Annotated in this window: 20 protein-coding genes; 8 read left to right on the top strand and 12 right to left on the bottom strand. The window is 75.9% G+C overall.

Features of this window, described 5'->3' with window-relative positions:
- Positions 1 to 48: 48 nt before the first annotated feature.
- Positions 49 to 1,869, bottom strand: a complete 1,821-nt coding sequence (locus KUM42_RS10835) for a gamma-glutamyltransferase family protein (RefSeq protein WP_237492154.1) — start codon at positions 1,867 to 1,869, stop codon at positions 49 to 51.
- Between the two features lie 1,424 nt (positions 1,870 to 3,293).
- On the opposite strand from KUM42_RS10835, the gene KUM42_RS10830 reads away from it, so the two are divergent.
- The 3 genes from KUM42_RS10830 (at position 3,294) to KUM42_RS10820 (ending at position 5,446) form a co-directional block, all read left to right on the top strand.
- Positions 3,294 to 4,244 carry a nucleoside hydrolase gene (locus tag KUM42_RS10830; protein WP_237492151.1) on the top strand — a complete coding sequence of 317 codons (951 nt, stop codon included), beginning with the start codon at positions 3,294 to 3,296 and terminating at the stop codon, positions 4,242 to 4,244.
- A gap of 241 nt (positions 4,245 to 4,485) precedes the next feature.
- Positions 4,486 to 4,866: an STAS domain-containing protein gene (locus KUM42_RS10825; protein ID WP_237492149.1), complete on the top strand. Its 381-nt coding sequence runs from the start codon at positions 4,486 to 4,488 to the stop codon at positions 4,864 to 4,866.
- Positions 4,867 to 4,963: 97 nt separating this feature from the next.
- Positions 4,964 to 5,446 (top strand): ATP-binding protein, encoded by a 483-nt coding sequence (locus KUM42_RS10820; RefSeq protein WP_237492147.1) that lies wholly within the window; start codon positions 4,964 to 4,966, stop codon positions 5,444 to 5,446.
- Positions 5,447 to 5,471: 25 nt separating this feature from the next.
- On the opposite strand, the gene KUM42_RS10815 is transcribed toward KUM42_RS10820, so the two are convergent.
- Positions 5,472 to 5,873 (bottom strand): ATP-binding protein, encoded by a 402-nt coding sequence (locus KUM42_RS10815; protein WP_237492145.1) that lies wholly within the window; start codon positions 5,871 to 5,873, stop codon positions 5,472 to 5,474.
- 83 nt (positions 5,874 to 5,956) lie between these two features.
- Complete coding sequence (locus tag KUM42_RS10810; protein WP_237492144.1) at positions 5,957 to 6,220, bottom strand: hypothetical protein; 264 nt, start codon at positions 6,218 to 6,220, stop codon at positions 5,957 to 5,959.
- 138 nt (positions 6,221 to 6,358) lie between these two features.
- Between KUM42_RS10810 and KUM42_RS10805 the strand changes: the two genes are divergently transcribed.
- Complete coding sequence (locus KUM42_RS10805) at positions 6,359 to 6,706, top strand: PRC-barrel domain-containing protein (RefSeq protein ID WP_237492142.1); 348 nt, start codon at positions 6,359 to 6,361, stop codon at positions 6,704 to 6,706.
- A gap of 61 nt (positions 6,707 to 6,767) precedes the next feature.
- Here the strand turns inward: KUM42_RS10805 and KUM42_RS10800 are convergent, their stop codons facing one another.
- The 3 genes from KUM42_RS10800 to KUM42_RS10790 all read right to left on the bottom strand — a co-directional run bounded on the left by KUM42_RS10800 (position 6,768) and on the right by KUM42_RS10790 (position 9,346).
- Positions 6,768 to 7,454 carry an NYN domain-containing protein gene (locus KUM42_RS10800; protein ID WP_237492140.1) on the bottom strand — a complete coding sequence of 229 codons (687 nt, stop codon included), beginning with the start codon at positions 7,452 to 7,454 and terminating at the stop codon, positions 6,768 to 6,770.
- A 175-nt stretch (positions 7,455 to 7,629) separates the two neighbouring features.
- Positions 7,630 to 8,019 (bottom strand): SRPBCC family protein, encoded by a 390-nt coding sequence (locus tag KUM42_RS10795; protein ID WP_237492138.1) that lies wholly within the window; start codon positions 8,017 to 8,019, stop codon positions 7,630 to 7,632.
- A 43-nt stretch (positions 8,020 to 8,062) separates the two neighbouring features.
- Positions 8,063 to 9,346: a competence/damage-inducible protein A gene (locus KUM42_RS10790; protein ID WP_237492137.1), complete on the bottom strand. Its 1,284-nt coding sequence runs from the start codon at positions 9,344 to 9,346 to the stop codon at positions 8,063 to 8,065.
- A 166-nt stretch (positions 9,347 to 9,512) separates the two neighbouring features.
- Here KUM42_RS10790 and KUM42_RS10785 point away from each other — a divergent pair, with 166 nt between their 5' ends.
- Complete coding sequence (locus KUM42_RS10785) at positions 9,513 to 10,334, top strand: hypothetical protein (RefSeq protein ID WP_237492135.1); 822 nt, start codon at positions 9,513 to 9,515, stop codon at positions 10,332 to 10,334.
- Positions 10,307 to 10,666 carry a hypothetical protein gene (locus KUM42_RS10780; protein WP_237492133.1) on the top strand — a complete coding sequence of 120 codons (360 nt, stop codon included), beginning with the start codon at positions 10,307 to 10,309 and terminating at the stop codon, positions 10,664 to 10,666. The genes KUM42_RS10785 and KUM42_RS10780 overlap by 28 nt, the downstream gene beginning before the upstream one ends.
- Positions 10,667 to 10,725: 59 nt before the next feature.
- On the opposite strand, the gene KUM42_RS10775 is transcribed toward KUM42_RS10780, so the two are convergent.
- Positions 10,726 to 12,432, bottom strand: coding sequence for a serine/threonine protein kinase (locus KUM42_RS10775; RefSeq protein WP_237492130.1), 1,707 nt, complete (start codon positions 12,430 to 12,432; stop codon positions 10,726 to 10,728).
- Between the two features lie 134 nt (positions 12,433 to 12,566).
- Complete coding sequence (locus KUM42_RS10770) at positions 12,567 to 13,691, bottom strand: glycerate kinase (protein WP_237492128.1); 1,125 nt, start codon at positions 13,689 to 13,691, stop codon at positions 12,567 to 12,569.
- Positions 13,692 to 13,770: 79 nt separating this feature from the next.
- On the opposite strand from KUM42_RS10770, the gene KUM42_RS10765 reads away from it, so the two are divergent.
- Entirely contained in the window at positions 13,771 to 14,679 is a 909-nt protein-coding gene (locus KUM42_RS10765) for a bacteriorhodopsin (protein ID WP_237492125.1), read from the top strand.
- Here KUM42_RS10765 and KUM42_RS10760 read toward each other — a convergent pair.
- The 4 genes from KUM42_RS10760 to efeU all read right to left on the bottom strand — a co-directional run bounded on the left by KUM42_RS10760 (position 14,634) and on the right by efeU (position 19,092).
- Complete coding sequence (locus tag KUM42_RS10760) at positions 14,634 to 15,701, bottom strand: sodium:calcium antiporter (protein WP_237492124.1); 1,068 nt, start codon at positions 15,699 to 15,701, stop codon at positions 14,634 to 14,636. The genes KUM42_RS10765 and KUM42_RS10760 overlap by 46 nt on opposite strands.
- 107 nt (positions 15,702 to 15,808) lie before the next feature.
- On the bottom strand, positions 15,809 to 17,071 hold the full coding sequence (efeB, locus tag KUM42_RS10755) for an iron uptake transporter deferrochelatase/peroxidase subunit (protein ID WP_237492122.1): 1,263 nt from the start codon (positions 17,069 to 17,071) through the stop codon (positions 15,809 to 15,811).
- 13 nt (positions 17,072 to 17,084) lie between these two features.
- On the bottom strand, positions 17,085 to 18,230 hold the full coding sequence (gene efeO, locus KUM42_RS10750) for an iron uptake system protein EfeO (RefSeq protein WP_237492120.1): 1,146 nt from the start codon (positions 18,228 to 18,230) through the stop codon (positions 17,085 to 17,087).
- On the bottom strand, positions 18,211 to 19,092 hold the full coding sequence (gene efeU, locus KUM42_RS10745; protein WP_237492118.1) for an iron uptake transporter permease EfeU: 882 nt from the start codon (positions 19,090 to 19,092) through the stop codon (positions 18,211 to 18,213). The genes efeO and efeU overlap by 20 nt, the downstream gene beginning before the upstream one ends.
- Positions 19,093 to 19,220: 128 nt before the next feature.
- Here efeU and KUM42_RS10740 point away from each other — a divergent pair, with 128 nt between their 5' ends.
- The gene (locus tag KUM42_RS10740; protein ID WP_237492117.1) at positions 19,221 to 20,000 is read left to right on the top strand and encodes an enoyl-CoA hydratase-related protein; all 780 of its coding nucleotides are present in this window, start codon (positions 19,221 to 19,223) and stop codon (positions 19,998 to 20,000) included.
- The last annotated feature ends 1 nt before the right edge of the window (position 20,001 follow it).

The raw sequence follows: 20,001 nt of genomic DNA, 5'->3' as shown, positions 1-20,001 counted from the left end.
TGCCCCAGGCCACCGACGTCCCCGGCTCTCCGGCCGGGGACGCCCTGCTCACCGCCCGACGGCGTACCCCTGCATGCCCCGCGGGTTGGCGCCCGCCCGCAGCACGCCGGTCTCGTGGTCGATGGACACCGCCGACATCCGACCCAGCGACCAGGCGTCGGAGACGCTGACGGCGTGCCCACGGCGGCGGAGCTCGGCGATCACGTCCTCACCCAGCCGGGACTCCACGACCAGCTCGCCCGGCGTCATCTCCCGCGGGTAGAACGACGACGGGAAGCTGGTGGTGTGCCAGGCCGGGGCGTCGATGGCGGCCTGCAGGTCCAGCCCGCCCAGGGTGTGGGCCAGCCAGAAGCACAGCTGCCACTGCTCCTGCTGGTCGCCGCCCGGGGTGCCGAAGGCCATCGTCGGGACGCCGCCGCGCAGGGCCAGCGACGGGGTGAGCGTGGTGCGCGGCCGCTTGCCCGGTGCCAGGGAGTTGGGCAGCCCCGGCTCCAGCCAGAACATCTGCGCCCGGGTGCCCAGCGGGAAGCCCAGCGCGGGGACGGTCGGCGAGCTCTGCAGCCAGCCGCCCGACGGGGTGGCCGAGACGATGTTGCCCCAGCGGTCGACGACGTCGACGTGCACGGTGTCGCCGCGGGTGGTGCCCCGGGTGTCGACGGTGGGCTCGCCGACCCCGGCGAGCGTCTGCCCCGACGGCCGCTCGCGGCCCGAGGTCTCCGTGACGAACCGGGGCAGCCGCGGCGGGCGCCCCCCTGGCGAGCCGGGCCGCAGCTCGGTGCTGGCCCGGTCGCTGATCAGCGCCCGCCGCTGTGCGGTGTAACTGGTGGACAGCAGGTCGTCCACCGGTGCCTCTGCCGTGTCGCCGTACCAGGCCTCGCGGTCGGCCATCGCCAGCTTCACCGCCTCCGCGCTGACGTGGACCAGGTCGGCGTCGGCGGTGCCCGACGCGTACCCGGCCCCCGGTCCCGCCGCCGGGACGCCGTCCAGCATCGCGAGCGCCTGGAGCAGCGCCGGGCCCTGGGACCACGGCCCGGCCTTCGCGAGCGTCCACCCACGCCAGTCCAGGGTGACCGGCGGCTCGTACGTCGGGCGCCAGCCGGCGAGGTCTGCTCCGGTGAGGAAGCCGCTGTGGGCACGACCGGAGTCGTCCATCACAGCGGACCGGGAGAACTCGTCGATCGCCTGCGCGACGAACCCCTGGTACCAGGCCGTCAGTGCCGCGTCGATCTGCGCCTCTCGGGAGGGTCCGCGCGCTGCGTCGAGCAGTCGGCGGTAGGTCGAGGCGAGGACCGGGTTGCGGAACAGACGGCCGGCGGTGGGGAGTGCTCCGTCGGGGGCGAGCCAGGTGGCGGCCGAGGTCGGCCAGTGGGAACGGAAGTGCGCGGAGACCGAGGCGACGGTCGCGGCGACCCGCGGCAGGAGCGGGTGGCCGTGCTCGGCGTACTCGATGGCGAAGCGGAGGACGGCGTCCAGCGGCAGGGTGCCGTGGTCGCGCAGGAGGGTCAGCCAGGCGCCCATGGCGCCGGGCACGGTGGCGGCGAGGAGACCGGTGCCGGGGACCAGGTCGAGACCCAGCTGGCTGTAGGCCTCGATCGTGGCGCCGGCGGGGGCGGTGCCCTGTCCGGAGAGGACGACGGGCTCCCCCGCGCCGGAGGCTGCCCGCGGGCCCCGGGCGAAGAGGACCGGGACCTCGCCCCCCGGCCCGTTGAGGTGCGGCTCGACCACCTGCAGGGTGAGTCCCGCAGCGACCGCGGCATCGAACGCGTTGCCACCGGCCTCGAGGGTCGCCATGCCCGCGGCGCTGGCGAGCCAGTGCGTCGAGGCGACCATCCCGAAGGTACCGGCGAGCTCCGGCCGAGTCGTGAACATGCCGCCACCCTAGAGAGCGGCGACCGGACGCCGCCCGTCCACGAGGAGCTGCGGGGCGGTGCCTGACGGGTGGGGGTGCTGGGCAGCTCGCGCACCGGCACGTCGTCGTCGCCGTCCGGCGCGCGGTGGCGCAGGTCGGCCGGGAAGGGGCGCTCCTCCCGCGGTCCGGCCGGGTCCGCCGGGGACCGCTCGGGGACGACGGTCAGCGGGTGCACCCGGGGCGGGACGGGACGGTTCCAGGCCAGGTGGTCACCGCCGGGGCCGGCACCCCAGCCGGCGGCGGCGCGGCCGAGGCCGCGCAGCGCGGCGAGCACCCCGCGCACGGGCGCGGTGAGCCGGGACGGGCGGGCGACCAGCCGGGCCCGGGTGGTCAGCAGGTCGGTGCCGAGGTCGGTGGCGAAGGCGATCGCCTCCTCCAGGGCCGCGTCGTGGGGGCCCGTCCGGGTGGGGTCGACCATCGCGGGCCGGGTCGGGACGGCGGCGCGGGCAGGCGGCGCGGGGACCACCGGCCGCGCAGGGGCGACCGCGGTGGGCAGTGGCCGGCCGGCGTCCTCGGCGAGCCGGTGGACCCGGGGTGCGGTGCCCCAGGCCAGGTGGGCACCTGCGGGGCCGGCGCCCCAGCGGGCGGCGCGGGCGGTGAGCGTCCGGCGCCGGGTCGGGAGGACCTCGGTCGCAGGGAACCCGGCAGGTCCGGCCGGAACGGTCGACGGCGCGGACACCGTCGGGGTGGTGGCGACGGGCACCGCGGCGGCGAGCACCGCAGCGGCCGGCACCGTGGCGGCCGGCACCGGAGCGGCGGTGCGCGCCGTGGCGGCGGCGGCCAGCTCGGCGGCCAGCCACGCGGCCGCGAGGTGCGTGGCGCCCAGGTACGCGTGCGGGTCGGCCGCGGGGCACTCGGGCGCCGCGCTGCCGTCGACGCGGCGGCGGACCGTCCCGCTCGGGTCCGGGACGACGCGGACCGGGGCGGTCCGGGCGTCCGCCTCCCGCTGGGCGAGCGTGCGGCGCGGAGCCGGCCGGGCGGCCAGCTCACGGCGCCGCGCCGCCTCGCGCTGGGCGGCACTGCCGCGCACCGCGGTGTCGCGCACCAGGGTGCGCACGGCGATGGGCGAGTCGGTGTCGACCGTTCGGACGTCGTCCATCGCGTGCCTCCTCCTCGTGGTCGCCGCGGTCGGGGAAGGGACCGCGGCTGAGGAAGAAGTTACGGACGGCGACGCCTCCGCGACCCCGTCCGGGACACCCCCGACGAGGCGCGTGACCGAACCGTTGCCCGACCCCCGCGCAGCGGTCGACGACCCGTCCCCCGACCGGTCACTTGTCGACAGCGCGGGTACGAAAGCCCAGGTCGAGCACGGTTTCGCCGGTCGACGACCTCGGCGGCCCGGACGACGCACCGGCGTGTCGGTGCGATCTGGTGGGATGTGCGGGTGGCAGACACCCCCGCTCCCGTGCCCCTGGTCGTCGACACCGACCCCGGCATCGACGACGCCCTGGCGCTGCTGCTCGCGCTCGCCAGCCCGGAGGTCGACCTGCAGCTGGTGACCACCGTGCACGGCAACGTCGACCTGGCCCAGACCACGGAGAACGCGCTGCGGGTGCTGCACCTGGCCGGGCGCTCCGACGTCCCGGTGGCCGCGGGGGCCCGCAGCTCACTGGTGGTGCCGCTGCCCCGCCGAGCCGGGCACGTGCACGGCGCGGCCGGGCTGGGCGGCGTCGTCCTGCCGCCCTCGCCGGCGTCGGTCGACCCGCGGCCGGCCGTGGTGGCGCTGGCCGAGCTGCTGCTGGCCAGCGAGCGGCCGGTCACCGTCGCCGCGATCGGGCCGCTGACCAACATCGCCCTCCTCGTGTCCGTGTACCCCGACGCCGCCGCCCGGATCGGCCGGCTGGTGGTCATGGGCGGCTCGGCGGGCCGTGGCGGCAACGTGACGGCGGCCGCGGAGTTCAACGTGTGGGCCGACCCCGAGGCCGCCGCCGTGGTGTTCGCCGCCGGGCTGCCCACCGTGCTGGTGGGGCTGGACGTCACGCTGCCCACCGTGCTCACCGAGGCCGGCATCGCGCGGTTCGCCGCGGCCGGGCCGATCGGCGCCCAGGCCGCCGCCGTCCTGCGGCAGTACCTGGACCACGCGAGGAACAGCTACGGCATCGACGGGGTGGCCGTGCACGACGCCCTGGCACTGACCGAGGCGATCGTGCCCGGCACGCTGCGCACCGTCCGCCGGGACGTCGTGGTCGACACCGGGCCGGGCGCGGGGCGCGGCCAGACGCTGGTCGACCGCCGTGCGCCGTCCACCGCCGACACCGCCGTGGCCGTGGCCGAGGACGTCGACAGCGAGGCGGCGGTGGAGTTCCTGGTGCAACGGCTGTCCGCACTGGACTGAGCCGGGGACCGGGGCCTCCGCGGGGGTTCGACGTCCTCACAAGTGGGGACGGTGGTGGGGCCGGGCTTCCCCGGCCCGTGCCCGGCGCGCAGGATCAGCTCAGGGAGCCGGCTCGGAGAGCCCGACCGGCGAGGACGAGCACGTGACGAGCAGACGACGAGACCGCGGCGACGCTGTCGTGACGGTCCGAGGAGGACCCATCAACACCGTCAGGCCCGCAGCCGACGACGCCCCGTTCCACGTGACCCTCACCGACGGCACGGACGCCGGTGAGGTCGTCGCCTCGGTCGACGGCGAGCTCGACGCCGCCGGCAACCCGCTGCTGCAGTCGACCCTGCTGAAGGCGCTGCGCCGGGCGGAGCGGGTCCTCACGATCGACCTGTCCGGGGTGACCTTCTTCGGCTCGGCCGGCGTCACCGCCCTGGTGTGGGTCAGTCAGCACCCCGAGGCCGCCGACAAGCACGTGCGCGTGGTCGCCACCAGCCGCATCGTCACCGGCCCGCTCGAGCTCACCGGACTGCTGGCGCGCCTCGACGTCCAGGGCATGCCCGAGACGCCCGACGGACCTCCGCCGGCGACCCCGGCCGAGGCGCCGGAGAGCCCGGGTCCGCTCCCCCGCTGAGCGACACACCTCCTCCTCGGCACCCCCTGTGCTGCACGGAACGTGCGCGTCCGCCACGATGGGTGCCGGAGACACCGACCTGCGGGAGGACCGAAGAGTGAGTGCACTGGTCTGGCCCTCCGCACCCGTCCCCTCCGAGGAGGGCGACATCTGGCGGTGGGAGCTCCCCACGGTGCACGACGCCTCCCGCGTCCGGATGGACCTGCGGGCCCGCCTCGCCCACCCCTCGCTGGCCGCACGGTCCACCGAGGACGCCCGGGAGGGGCTGCTCCTGACCTTCGAGGAGCTCAGCTCCAACGCGCTGCGGCACGGCGGCGGTTCGGTGGAGGCGGTCATCCACGCGCTGCCCACCGGCTGGCTGATCGTGCTGACCGACGGCGACCCCGACACCCCGCCGAAGCCCGCGGTCGACCGCGACCCCGCCTACGGCGGCATGGGCCTGCCGATGGTCGCCCAGCTGTCCATCGACTACGGCTGGGCCACCGGGCCCGGCCGCAAGCACGTCTGGGCGATGCTGCCCTCGGGGATGGCCACCGCCGCGGTGCCGCGGCCCCGGTCCTCCTCCGGCCCGGCGGCCTGACGACGGACTCCTCGGCTGGCCGCCTCTAGGGGCGGACGACCGTCACCCCGGTGAGGCCCTCGGCTGTCGTCGGCGGGACGAGGCGGCCGGCGGCACTGTGCAGCCCGACCAGGGGCACGCGGGCGGCACCCGTGCGGGCCTCGTTGCGCTCGCGGCACGTCGCGACCGGGACGTCGAGGAAGACCGCCCGCGCCGGGACGCCGGCCGCGGCAGCCAGTGCGATCAGCGGCGCCCGCTCGGCCACGGACGGCGAGGTGTTGTCGACGACGACGCTGCGCCCCTCGGCGAGCAGCTCCGCCACCACCCGCTGCTGGCGCGCCTCCCGGTGCCGGGCGCGCGGCCAGTGGTCCTTGCTGACCACGACGTGGCTGCCGGCCAGGTGCCCGGCCACCCACGTCGACTTGCCCGACCCCGGCAGCCCGACCATCACCACCAGCTCCTGCGTCCCGCCGGGAGCAGTCCGCCCCCCGCCCAGCGCCTGCGAGGGACGAGGAGGGCGGGGGTCCGCCATCAGGCCGTGGCGCGGAGCCGGGTCACCGGCGCGTCGTCCTCGGCCGCCGGTCGCGGGGCGGGGTGCTCGACCAGGGCGAGCACCCGACCGGACATGAACCGCGCGGTGCGCACCGGCGTGCCACCGCGGGTCACCTCGGTGACCTCCACGACCCCGCGGCCGTGCGTGGTCTCGACCCGCCGCCCGGCCCGGGTCGCCTCGATGTCGTACGTGCGCACGCTGCCGCCCGCGTCGACGACGACCTCCACCCGATCACCCTTCACGGGGTCCTCCTCATCATTGGCTCTCACCAGGTGGAACACCCCCGGGGGTACCGGATTCCCAGGTCAGCGCCCTGCGAGGGTTGATCACCGGCGTGGATGGGCACACCGGAGCAGTTGCCCGCGATCGAAGGAGACCCTGTGTTCCCGGCCGAGAACATCCGTGACTGGCGCACCCTGAACGTCGTCGACCCCAGCGGCAGCAAGATCGGCACGCTGGAGTCGGTCTACGTCGACACGACCACCGACCAGCCGTTCTTCGCCGCGGTGGTCACCGGCATCATCGGTCGGCACAAGCTGACCTTCGTGCCGCTGACCGACGCGACGGTCGCCCCGGGCCACATCCGGGTCACCGTGAGCAAGGACCTGGCGAAGAACGCACCCTCGATCGACACGGACGGCGAGCTGCCCGCCGACGCCGAGCCCGACGTCTTCAGCTACTACGGGTTCGCCTACACCCCCGGCGTCCGGCGGCTCGCCCGCCGCTGACCGGCCCCCGTGCAGGCCCCCGCCGCGAGCTCGCTCGTGGCGGGGGGCACGGGGTCCTCCGTCAGCCGCGGCGGGCCGTGAACGCGCTGGCGGCGTCGCGCAGGCTCTTGGTCGGCTTGAGCCAGGCACCGTCGACGGGCAGGGCGTCGAGCCGCACACGGTCCAGCGGCACGGCGAACGCGCCGGGCACGTCCTCGATGTCGATGAACCGGAGCAGCTCTGAGCTGATCGCGTAGCCGGCTACCTCGCTGAAGGCGACGACGACGACCTCGGTGCCCGACCGGGCGAGGTCCTCCAGCGGCTCGGCGAAGTTGCGGCCGTCACCGGAGAAGACCACCAGGCGGCGCAGGTCGTGGCTGTGCGCGCGGACGCTGATGTGGTCGAGCATCGACTGGTCGATGTCGTCGTCCTGCTGCAGCTTGGGCCGCGCGAAGACGCCGTACCCGAAGCTGCGCAGTGCCTCCACCCAGCGCTGCAGCGAGGCGGCGTGCTGGGGCGGCACGTTGGCGAAGACCGCGGCCTCCACCTCCGAGTGGGGCTCGGAGGCGCCGTCGACGAACCAGGCGGCGATCGCGTCGAAGCGCGGCCGCGAGGCAGCGGTCGGCCGGGCGCCGATGACGTTGGACAGCGTCATGTCGATGTTCGGCGCGTCCCAGACCAGCAGGTCCAGCGGGGGCCGGACGCCGTCCTCGGCGGGCTGGTCGTACCCGTCGGCCGGTCCGGTCTCTTCGACGAGGCTCTCGGTCACCCGCCCAGTGTGCCGGTCGCGGCCCTCGGTGCGGACCGGCGGGCGGGTCGGCGCGGCCGGGGTGCCCGCCGGGGCGGTGGCCCGTCGGCGGATGCGCGGGGTCATCGCTGCCGCCCGGGCTGGGACTGTGCACTCACAGGGCGCACGGTACGAGGCCGCGCCGCCGGCACCGCGGTCAGGCGCGCACCAGGCCGTGCAGGGCCAGCAGTGCCGCCGGCGCGTAGCCGACCACCAGCGGCAGCGGCCCGCGGACCCGCAGGCCGGTCGTCGTCCCGCCGTCGGGGCCGGGGGTGACCCAGTGCAGCAGGGTGAGCCGGGCCGGACCCACCTGCACCGTCCACCGCCAGCGGCGGGTGGCGGTGTCGACCTCGTCGACCAGGAACGGCACCGAGACGCCGACCGGACCGCGCACCCGGCCGGTGACGCCCTGCGTGATCTGCGCGGCGTCGGTGTCCACCCCGGTGATGTACGGCGACCAGCTCGACCAGCGGGCGGGGTGCAGGTAGCGGCTCCAGGCCTCGGCGGGGTCGACGGGGCCGGTGGCGTGCAGGGTCAGCGTGGTCACCTCCGGCCAGTGCCCCGGCGGTTCCACGTGGAACCGCCGGAGATCACGCCGGCGGGCCGGCCAGCAGCAGCTCGCGCAGCAGGTGCAGGACCAACGTCGTCGTCCGCTCCCGGACGGCGTCCCGCCCACCCCGCAGGACGACGGACCGGGTGAGCACCCGGTCGGGCGCGACGACCGCCAGGTGCACGGTGCCCACCGGCTTCTCCGGCGTGCCACCGCCGGGCCCGGCGATGCCGGTGACGCCGATGCCGACGTCGGCGCCGAACCGGCTCCGCGCCCCCTCGGCCATCGCCCGCGCGACCTCGGAGCTGACGGCACCGTGCGCGGCGATCAGCTCGGCCGGCACGTCGAGCAGCTGCTCCTTGGCGCTGTTGGCGTAGGCGGCCACACCGCCCAGCAGCCAGGCGGAAGCGCCGGCCGGGTCGGTGAGCCGCGCGGTGACCATGCCGGCGGTGCACGAGTCGCCCACCGCGACCCGCCACCCGGCGTCGGCCAGGGCAGCGGTGACCAGGGCTTCCAGCGTCGGACCGTCGCTGAACAGCGTTGCGCCGAAGTCGGCCTCGACGACCTCGCGGAGCCGGGCGTAGGCCGGGGCGGCGTCCGGGCCGTAGCGGGTGACGATCTCCAGCTCGCCCTCACGCAGGCAGGTGGTGACCTCCAGTCCGGCGAGCTCGTCGTCGACCCGGCGCAGGGTGGCCGCGAGCTCGGACTCCGGGGTGCCCCACAGCCGCAGCGTCGACTGGCGCAGCTCGGTGGCGCCGGCCAGCGCGCGGCGCACCAGGTCGGTGGCGACGGCGGCCGGCCACATGGCCTGCAGCTCCGACGGCGGCCCGGGCAGCACCAGCACCGGCGGGCCGCTGCGGCCGTCGGCGACCGGGACGACGAGGCCGGGTGCGGTGCCGACCGGCTCGACGACGGTCGCCCCGGCGGGCACGAGCGCCTGCTTGGCCGTGCCGGCCGCGGTGGCCGCCGGGTCGGTGTGCCAGCCGCGGCGGGCGCTGAGCCGGGCCACGACGTCGGCGATCCGCTGTTCCAGCTCGGGGTCCAGCACCGACGGGCGGCCCTGGGCGTCGCCGACCACCGCGGCGGTGAGGTCGTCGGCGGTGGGGCCGAGGCCCCCGCTGGTGATCACCAGGTCGACCCCGCTGCCGGCCAGGAAGCCCAGCGCCGCCGTGAGGTCACCGGGCCGGTCACCGACCACCACCACCGCGGTCACGTCGACGCCGAGCGCCCGCAGCGCCTCGGCCAGCCAGGGTCCGTTGCGGTCTGCCACCCGGCCGGTGAGCACCTCGGTGCCGGTCACCACGATGCCTGCGCGCGCTGTCACGCACCGACCCTAGGACGGTCGCGGGCACCGGGCCCGGCGGCCCGACCGGCGCGGGACGGCGACCGGTGCCAGCAGCCGCGGTTACGGTGGCTCCCGCCCTGTCCAGCGCTCCCCCACCGGAGGGACCCGGGGCCGCCGGCACCCCCGGCGCCCACCGAGGAGACCGATGAGCCAGCCGCACCCGCCGATCCCCGAGCCCCAGCCGCACACCGACGACGGCACCGGCAGCACGGCCGCGTCCGCCGCCGACCTGCCCACGTCGCCCCCACCGGCGCCGGGCCCGCGCACCAACTCGATCCTGGTCCCGCCGACCCAGCGGCACGCCGAGCCGGAGCCGGCACCCGAGCCGTTCCGCACGGCCCAGTTCCCCGCGGTCCGCGACGAGCCGGCCCCGCCGCCGTCCACCGACCCACAGCTCGCCCACGCCGGCGCCCCCGTCGTGCCGCCGGCCGCTCCCACCTCGGTGCCCGGGCCGGTCGCCGGCTCGGAGCCGCACCCGTTCACCACCCCGGTGTCCGCGTCCGGCCAGCCCGACGCCGTCCCACCGGCGGGCGGGGCCACCTCGGGTGCCGCCCAGCCCGGTGCCGCGCACCGCGCCGCCGCACAGCTCGCCGGGGTGCGCCGTGCCGCCGGCGGCCGCACCGCGCTGGCCGGCCTGGGCCTGGGCGCGCTGGCGCTGGTGCTGCTGCAGGTGGGCCTCGTGCTCGACGACGACCGGGTGTCGCTGTGGGAGGCCGTGCCCACCTGGTCGACCTTCGCCACGCTCGCCGTCCTGGTGGCGCTCGTGCCGGTGGTGGCGCCGCTGCTCGGTCGCCGCGTGCCGGCCCGCACGGCCTGGCGGGTGGGGGCCGGTGCCGTCGCCGCGCTGGCCGTCTTCTGGGTGCTGATCGGGCTGCCGCTGGTGGTCAGCGACCGCGGCTTCTGGCTGACCGCCGCGCTGGGCGCCGCCGGTGCCGCGCTGTGGCTGGCACCGGGGCGCACGGAGTGACCCCGGGGCGGGGCTGGCTGGCCGCCGGGGCGTGCCTGGCCGCCGCGTCGCTGGGCCTGCCCTGGGCCGGTGCGCTGACCGGTGCGGACGTGTCCGCGCGGGTGGCGGTCGTCGCCGCAGTCGCGCTGGCGGTGGCCGGCCTGCGCAGTGGCCGGGACCGGCTGCTCACCGCCGCGCTGGGAGCGGTGGTCGTCGGGGTGCTGCTGGACGGCGTGGGCGCAGCCCCCGGCCGGGTGGCCCTGGCCGCGGCAGGCGGCTGCCTGGTGCTCGGCGCCCGGGCGGCCGGGCGCACGGTGCTGCCGACCCGCCGTCCGCAGGCACAGCAGAGCTGACACCCGGCGTCGGGTCGGGCTCGGCGCCGGAGGGGTCAGGCGGGTCAGGCGCAGGCGGGTCAGCCCTGGGCGCTGATCTCTCCGCCCTTGTCCTTCTTGCCCTCGCCGTTGCCGTTGCCGTTCCCCTGGCCGTTGCCGTTCCCGCTACCGGTGCCGGGCTCGTCGGTGGTCGGCGCCGGGGTCGTCGGGCTGGGGGTGGGTGCGACCGTGCCGCCGCCGGTGGTGGGCGCCGTGCTGGTCTTGGTGGGCTCCGGCTCCGCCGACGGTGTGGTCGCCGCCGGCGTGGTCTCCTCGGCGGGCGCGCTGGTCGTCGTCGCGGGTGCGCTCGTCGTGCCCGGCGCGGGCGTGGTGGTCCGCGGGGCGCTGGTGACCGGTGCGCGGGTGGACTCAGTACTGGTGGGCGCGGCCTCACGCGTCGGGGTGGGGCGCTGGACGGCCTGCTCGGCGGACCGACGCGGCGCGGCCGACGACGGGGCGGCGACGGTCGGCGGTGCGACGGCGTAGCTGACGACCACGGTGGTGCCGTCGGCCAGCGGGGCGACGTCGACGACCGTGCCGGGGTCCTCGGACGTGGTCGGGATCTCCTCGGTCTGGACGACCAGGCCGAGGCCCTCCAGCTGGGCCTGCACGGCGGCGAGGGGCCGGTCGAGGTAGTCGGCGGGGTCGATCTGCACCGGGCCGGTGGTCTGCTCGACCGGCGCGACGGGACCGAGGTCGACCGAGGCGGCGGTGGCCGCGGTCTCCCCGCCCGGCGCGACCGTCTGCAGGACGCCCGCGGCCAGGCCGGCGCCGACCAGCAGCGCGAGCAGCGGCACCAGCACCTTGCCCATCCGGCCGCTGCGGGCGGGTGCGACGGCCGACGCGCTCACGGCCGAGGCGCCGGCGTCGGGGAGCAGCCAGAAGCTCTGGGTGTCGGTGCGCTGCACCGGCGGCAGCTGCCGGCCGGCGAGGACCTCGTCGACGGCGGCGACCACGGCGGCGCCGTCCGGGTAGCGCTGGGCGGGGTCCTTGACGATGGCCCGCTCGATGAGGGTGCGGACGGCGACCGGGAGGTCCTCGGGCAGCGGCTCCGGCTGGTCGCGGAGGTGGCGCAGCGCGATGGTCACCGAGTTGTCGCCGTCGAAGGCGCGGTGCCCGGTGAGGCACTCGTAGCCGACCATGCCCAGGGAGTAGACGTCGCTGGCGGCGGTGGCGTGCGCGCCGGCGGCCTGCTCGGGCGACAGGTAGGAGGCGGTGCCGACGACCTGGCCGGTCTTGGTGAGCGGGACGCTGCCCGCCGACCAGGCGATGCCGAAGTCGGTGATCTTGATGACGCCGTCCCGGCGGACCAGCACGTTGCCCGGCTTGACGTCACGGTGCACCACGCCGGCCTCGTGCGCGGCGGCCAGCGCGGCGGCCGTCTGCCGGAGGACGTCGACCGTGCGGTCGGCGTCGAGCCGGCCGACCCGGGCCAGCTGGACCGACAGCGACTCGCCCTCGACGAGCTCCATGACCAGGTAGGCCAGGTGCTCGTCGGAGGTGTCGCCGACGGGCTCCTCGCCGTAGTCGTAGACGGCGGCGATGTTGGGGTGGCTGAGCGCGGCGGCGTGCTGGGCCTCGGCACGGAACCGGGCGAGGAAGACCTCGTCGCCGGTGAACTCGCTGCGCAGGACCTTGACCGCGACAGGCCGGCCGAGCAGCTGGTCCTCAGCGCTCCAGACCTGGCCCATGCCCCCGGCGGCGAGCAACGTGCGCAGCTCGTAGCGGTTCCCGAGGACCTTCCTCATGGGCTCCGTCACGTGCGCCGTCCCCTCGTCCTGCCAGCTCGTCCGGTACCCGTCACAGCCGGCCGGCGCTGGGCGGCTGGTCGCACCGGGCGGAGGGGTGCCCTCCTGCGAGCGGTCGTACACATGCTGGCGCATCAATCGTCGCAGGAGTCCCAACACCGGCGTGGGACGGACTGTTCCCGGGCCATCGCCTCACCGGCGGCGGCGAGCCAGTGGGCGGGGTCGGCCATCGCCGCGGGGACGGAACCGGCCAACTCGGTCAACGACACCGCCCGGGCCACGGGGAGCCCGCTCCCCTCGACCCGGCCGGCGACGACGGCCACCGGCACGCCCGCGGCACCCGCCCGCTCGACCAGGTGGCCGACCACCTTGCCGCGCAGCGACTGGGCGTCGAACTGTCCCTCACCGGTGACGACCAGCGCTGCGCCCCGCAGGGCGTCGTCCAGGCCGGCGGCGGCTGCGACCGCCTGCGCACCGCTGACCGAGGTGGCGCCCCAGCAGGTCGCGAACCCGTAGGCGGTGCCGCCGGCCGCCCCGGCGCCCGGGGCGTCCCGGTCCCCGCCCAGGACGTCGGCCAGCCGGGCCAGCGCGCCGTCGAGCAGGGCCACCTGCGCCGGGGTGGCCCCCTTCTGCGGACCGAACTGGCCGGCGGCGCCGAGCGGGCCGAGCAGCGGGGCGGTGACGTCGACCAGGCACTGCACCCCACCGGACGGCGGGGAGGCCAGCCCGCCGAGGTCGACCCGGGCCAGCCGTGCCAGTGCGGCGCCACCCGGCGCGAGGTCGGCGCCGTCGGCGTCCAGGAACCGCGCACCGAGCGCGGCCAGGGCACCGGTGCCGCCGTCGGTGGTGCAGGAGCCGCCCAGGGTGAGCAGCACGCGGTGCACGGCCGGGTCGGCGACGACGGCGGCGAGCAGCTGACCGAGGCCGCGGGTGGTGGCCCCGAGCGGGTCCAGCTCGGCCAGCAGCGGCAGGCCCGCGGCCCGGGCCATCTCCACCACCGCCGTCCCGTCGGGCAGCAGCAGCCACGCGGCGTCGACGGGGCGGCCGTCCGGGCCGGTCACCGGTTCGGTGCGCCAGGCGCTGCGCGGGACGTCGTGGCCCAGCGCCTCCAGGGTGCCCTCGCCGCCGTCGGCCAGCGGGAGGGTGAGCAGCTCGTCGTCCGGGCGGACGCGGCGCCAGCCGGCGGCCAGGGCGTCGGCCGCCTCGGCCGCACCCAGCGTGCCCTTGAAGGAGTCCGGCGCGAATACGACCCGGGTCATGCGGGCAGCCTGGCCGGTCGTGCGGGGTGGCGCGAGCGCGGGGTGGGTTCTGAGCTGCGGCGACCGGGTAGTCCCGCCCGTGTTCCTCGCCGACTCCCCTCCGCCCGAGCTGCAGACCCTGACCCGGGGCCAGTACGACCTGGTCGAGTTCGCCCTCGTCGGCGCCGGCTTCGCGCTGCTGGCCTACGCCCTGTACAGCTGGACCAGCCGGGACGAGGTCGGCGTCCGGTACCGCCCTGCGGTGCTGGCCGGGCTGTGCATCGGGGCGGTGGCGGCGCTGTCCTACCTGCTGCTGTTCCTGCGGTGGGGCCACGGCTACGAGCTGACCGACGCCGGCTACGTGCCGGGTGCCGAGGCCCGGCTGGCGCTGTCCCCGCGCTACGTCGACTGGTCGGTGACGGTGCCGCTGCTGTGCGTCGAGCTGCTGGCGGTGTGCTCGCTGGCCGGCGCCCGGGCCCGGAAGCTGCGGGCGAGCACCATGGCAGCGGCCTTCCTGATGATCCTCACCGGCTACCTCGGGTCCCAGGTGGTCGACGAGGGCCGGGACACCACGGCGCTGGTGGTCTGGGGCCTGGTGTCGACCGCCTTCTACGCCTATCTCTACGTGGCGCTGATCGGCGCGGTGCGCACCTCGGTTCCGGCGATGGGCCGTGAGGCCGCGGTGAGCCTGCGCAACGCCGCGATCGTGCTGCTGGGTGCCTTCGGCGTCTACCCGCTGGTCTACGCGATCCCGGTGTTCGTCGACGTCACCGCGACCTGGCTCACCACGGTGCAGCTGGCCTACTCGGCGGCCGACGTGCTGGCCAAGGTCGGCTTCGGCGTCCTGGTGCACAAGGTGGCCAAGCTGCGCACCGCCGAGGACGTCGCGTCCGGGCGGGACACCCACCAGGAGGCGGTCTGGGTCAGCAACGTCGAGCACAGCAGGGCGGTGCTGCCGCCGGCTCAGCCGCCGGCGATCGCCACCAGGCCGACGACCCCCACGGCGTAGAGCACCAGCACCACCAGGGAGTCCACCCCCATCCGCGCGATCCGCCGTCCCGGCCGGAGGACCAGCCCGGCCATGTAGACCAGCGTCAGCAGGACGGCGAGGGCGGTCAGGTAGATGTCGGTGGCCTGGGCCTGCGGCAGCACCGCCGTCCCGGAGATGAGCGAGGCGGGGAGGAACAGCACCGGCAGGAACGCGTTGCCGCCGAAGATGTCGCTGACCGCGAGCTGGTAGTCGCCGGCCTTGACCGAGGTGAGCCCGGTGGAGAGCTCCGGCAGCGAGGTCGCGGCAGCCAGCACGGTCGCCCCGAACAGGACGCCGGTGAGCCCGACGTGGTCGGCGATGGCGTCGCCGCTGCGCTCGAGCACCACGCCGGCGACCAGGGTGAGCAGCGCGGCGACGCCGAAGATGCTCCCCGCCTTGGCGGTGCTGGTGCCGTTGGTGGTGGCCTTCGCCTCGGTCTTCTGCTGGCTGTGCCCGCGCGGCTCGTCCTGGCCGTCGGGTGCGTTGCCCGACTCGTGCCAGGGCAGGCCCTTCCCGGCCCGCTGGAGCAGCAGCAGCCCGGCGATCCACAGCACGGCGATGAGCACCGACGCCGGCCCGACCCGGCCGATGACCAGCGAGTCGGGCAGCTGGCTGCCGGCGATGACCACGGCCAGGACCCCGACGACCAGGGCGCCCTCCAGCACCAGCACCAGCGAGGCGGCCCGGTACATCAGCGGCCGCCGGCCGCGCACGCCGAAGGCGTCCAGCGCCACCAGGACGACGGTCTGGATGGCGATGCCGCCGAGCAGGTTGCCGACCGCGACGTCGAGGTTGCCCGACATCGCGGCGCTGACGGTGATGGCGATCTCGGGGAGGTTGGTGGCGACCGCCAGCAGGACGAGCCCGCCCAGCGCCGTCCCGAGGTGGAGCCGGGTGGCCAGCACGTCGGTCTGGTTCGACAGCTGGACGCCGGCGACCCAGATGACGCCGGCGGCCGCGGCGAAGATCGCGAGCAGCAGGGGCAGGGACAGTCCGGACACGCAGGCTCCCGGGGACGACGGACGAGCGGAGCGGCCTGTGCTCAGCCCGCGGGTCCCTGCCCGGACCCGGCGGCGGTCAACCCGTCGCGCAGGTCACGCCCGGGCGGTCAGGAGAACAGCGCCCGGCCCCACCAGTCGTCGGGGCCGGTGACCCCGGGCGGGCAGGCGAAGACCGCGGACGACGTGTGCTGGACGTACTCGTTCATCGCGTCCGTGCGCAGGTTCTTCTGCACCTGCACGAAGCCGGTCTCGGGGTTGCGCTGGTAGGCGATGAAGAACAGCCCGGCGTCCAGGCGCCCGAGCCCGTCGGAGCCGTCGACGAAGCTGTAGCCGCGCCGCAGGATCGCCGTCCCGGAGTTGGTCGGGTGGGCCAGCGCGACGTGCGACTTCTCGGGCATCGCGGACGCGGTGAGGTCGACCGGGTCGAACTCGCCCGCCTGGCCCAGCGGGGCGCCGGCCTTCTTGGTGCGGCCGATCGTCTGCTCCTGGTCGGCGAGGGTGGCGGTGTCCCACTGCTCGATCCGCATCCGGATCCGCCGGGTCACCACGTACGAGCCGCCGGCCAGCCAGTCCGCGCCCGGGTCGCCGTCGGCCACCCAGACGAACTGGTCGAGGGCCTTGGGGGCCTCGGCCTTGAGGTTGTCGGTGCCGTCCTTGAAGCCGAACAGGTTGCGCGGGGTGGTCTGCGCGCTGGAGGTCGAGGACGTGCGGCCGAAGCCCAGCTGCGACCACCGGACGCTGACCACGCCGGCGCCCAGGCGCACCAGGTTGCGGACGGCGTGCACGGCGACCTGCGGGTCGTTGGCGCAGGCCTGCACGCACAGGTCACCGCCGCTGATCTCCGGCCGGAGGGCCTCGCCGGGGAAGGCGGGCAGCTCGGCCAGCGGCTCGGGCCGGCGGTCGGCCAGCCCGAAGCGGTCGACGCCGTCGGCGGTGGTGAACAGCGTCGGGCCGAAGCCGATGGTGAGGGTCAGCCCGGACGGCGGGAGGTCCAGCGCCTCACCGGTGTCGTCGGGGACGGCGTACTGGCCGCCCTCGACCGCGCCGACCTCGCCGGCGTCCTGCCCGGCGGTCATCCGCGCCGCCGCCGCCGTCCAGGCCTTGAGCACCTCGACCAGCTCGGCGCGGTCCTCGGTGATGACGTCGAAGGCCACGAAGTGCAGCCGGTCCTGGGCCGGGGTGACGATGCCGGCCTGGTGGTCGCCGGTGAAGGCGACGGCGTCGGTGGCCGACGGACCGGCCGGCGCGACCGGCTCGCCCGCGGTGGCCCGGCCGATCGCACTGCCGGCCGCGCCGGCGGCGATGACACCGGCCGTGCCCGCGCCGGCCAGCCCGAAGAACCGGCGGCGCGACAGACCCTCAGAGCTCATGACGGACCCGGACTCACTTCTCCGCGACGACGGCGGCGACCTGGCTGACCGACTCGGTCAGCGCCGTGATGGAGTCGCTGAGCCCGCGCAGCTGGTCCTGCGTGAGCTGGTCGTACAGCGTCCACCCGTCACCGGAACGGTACTGGGCCAGCTCGTCTTCCACCGCCTTGGAGCGTTCGTCGATCTCGCCCACCAGCTCGGCGTCGTGGGTCTCCAGGTAGGGCCGCAGTGCCTGGACGGCGGCCTGGGAGCCCTCGAGGTTGGCCGCGAAGTCCCACAGGTCGGTGTGGCTGTAGCGGTCCTCCTCGCCGGTGATCTTGCCGGTGGCGATCTCGTCGAGCAGGGCCTTGGCGCCGTTGGCCAGCTGCAGCGGGTCGAGGGTGACCTGGTCGGCCTTCGCCGCGATCTCCTGGACGTTCGTCTTCAGCTGGTCGGCGTAGGGGCCCATGTCGGAGACGTCGCCGGTCTCCCACAGCGCCTTCTCGATGCGGTGGAAGCCGGTGAAGTCCTCGCCCTCGGCCTGGTCGCCCTCGCGGCCGTCGATGATCGGGTCGAGGTCGCCGAAGCTCTCCGCGACCGGCTCGATCCGCTCCCAGTAGGTGCGGGCGACCGGGTAGAGCGCCTTGGCCCCGTCGACGTCACCGGCCTTCACGGCGTCGGTGAACTTCGTGGTCTGCTCCAGCAGCGCGCCGGTCTGGGACTGCACGTAGCGCTGGTAGTCGGTGCCGGCCTGGGCCAGCGACTGGTCCTCCGACAGCGCCGGGGCGTCGCCGGAGACGACGAGCGCGGAGCGGATGCCGTCGCCGATCATCCCGGGCTTGCAGACGGTCTGGTACTCACCGGCCGGCAACTCGACGCGCAGCTCGCGAGCGACCCCGGGGGCGATGTTCTCGACCTCGGCCATCACCCGGTCGCCGGCGGCGTAGACGTAGAACTCGGTGACCTTGCTGCCGGAGTTGGTGATGCTGAACTGGTGCACGCCGGCCGGCAGCTCGCTCGAGGCCACGTCGCAGGCCTCGTCGCTGGCGGCCACCGCGATGTCGTCGGCCGGCGCCGCACCGGCGGCGGCGGGGTCCTCGTTGCCGCAGGCGGCGAGGGAGAGGGCGGCCGTCCCGGCCAGGACGGCCAGGGCGGTGCGCCTACGCGCGGGCTTCGACATGCTGCGGGGTCTCCTGGACGACGTTGGGGGCCGGCGTGGTGGTGCCGGCGGGCTTGCGGGAGGGGAGCAGGAACAGCACCAGCACCGGCACCAGGTAGGCGACCCAGGCGATGGTCTCCAGCACGGTGGGCTGGGGGGTGATGTTGAACAGGCCGGCCGCGAGCGCGCCGTACCAGCTGCCCGGGTCGAGCCAGCCGGAGGCGTCGAAGGCGTGCGTCGACAGGCCGGGCAGGACGCCGGCCTCCTGGAAGTCGTGCACCGCGTACTTGAAGATGCCGGCGGCGACCAGCACGAGCAGGGCGCCGCTGACCATGAAGAAGCGGGACAGGTTGATCCGGATGGCGCCGGCGTAGAGGCCGATGCCGAGGACGACGGCGGTGAGCAGGCCGGCGCCCAGGCCGAGCAGCGGGGCCGAGGAGGTGGCGCCCTGCGCGGAGGCGAAGAACAGCAGCGTCGTCTCCAGGCCCTCGCGGGCCACGGAGAGGAAGGCGATGCCGACGACGGCGCCGACGCCCAGGCCGATCGCGCCGTCGAGCTTGCCGCGCAGCTCGCCGGAGAGGCGGCGCGCGGTGCGCCGCATCCAGAACACCATCCAGGTGACCAGGACGACGGCGACGGTGGAGGTGATCGCGTCGAAGAGCTCCTGGCCGGGGCCGCCGAGCACGGTCGTGGAGACGTAGCTCAGCGCCCAGCCGAAGCCGATGGACAGCGCCGCGGCCGCGCCCACCCCGGCCCAGACCGGCAGCAGGTGCCTGCGCCGTCCGGTCTTGACCAGGTAGGCGACGAGCACGCTGACGATGAGGACCATCTCCAGGCCCTCACGCAGACCGATGAGGTAGCTGGCGGCGAACACCTGCCCCATGGCGGACCTCCGGATCAGACTCCCCGCGCCCGGCCGACGTAGGGAAGGCTCACCTTAGGAGACCGTCATCGTCCGGTACAGACCGGGTCTGCCAGGGTGACCGGGATCCCAGGAACGAGAGGACGACGATGTCCGAGCCCACCGTCACCCGCACCGACGCCGACGGGGTAGCCACGCTGACCCTGCTGCAGCCGGCGATGACCTCCCGGCTGCGCGCCGACCTGCTCGCCGCGGTGACGGCGGTGGCGGCCGACGCCGCGGTGCGCGCGGTGCTGCTCACCGGCACCGGCCGCGCCTTCTGCCTCGGCCAGGACCTCGGCGAGCACGCCGCGGTGCTGCGCAGCGGTGCCACCGACTCCCTGGACGTGGTGGCCGCCGAGTACAACCCGCTGCTGCTGGCGCTGGCCGCACTGCCGGTCCCGGTGGTCGTCGGGGTCAACGGCGCCTGCGCCGGGGCCGGGCTGGGGCTGGCGCTGGCCGGCGACCTGCGGGTGGCCGCCGCCGGGGCCAAGCTCAGCACCGCGTTCACCGGCATCGGCCTGTCCAGCGACTCGGCGGTGGCCGCCCGGCTGGTGCACTGCGTGGGCGGCTCCCGCGCGGCCGAGCTGCTGCTGCTGGCCGAGCCGTTCACCGCCGAGACCGCCCTCGGCTGGGGTCTGGTGCACCGCGTCGTCCCGGCCGAGGCCGTGCACGACGAGGCGCGGGCACTCGCCGTCCGGCTGGCCACGGGTCCGACCGCGGCGTACCGGGCGGTGAAGGAGGTCCTGGCCACCGCCGCCACCGACCCGCTGGGGACGACGCTGGCGCTGGAGGCGCGGCTGCAGTCCGGGCTCGGGGCGACGGCCGACCACCGCGAGGCCGTGGAGGCCTTCCTGGCCAAGCGGCCCGCCCGGTTCACCGGCCGCTGAC

Source organism: Modestobacter sp. L9-4 (assembly GCF_019112525.1).
Classification (GTDB): domain Bacteria; phylum Actinomycetota; class Actinomycetes; order Mycobacteriales; family Geodermatophilaceae; genus Modestobacter.
Note: the sequence above shows the minus strand (reverse complement) of the source record. Positions and strands in the feature narration are given on the sequence as shown.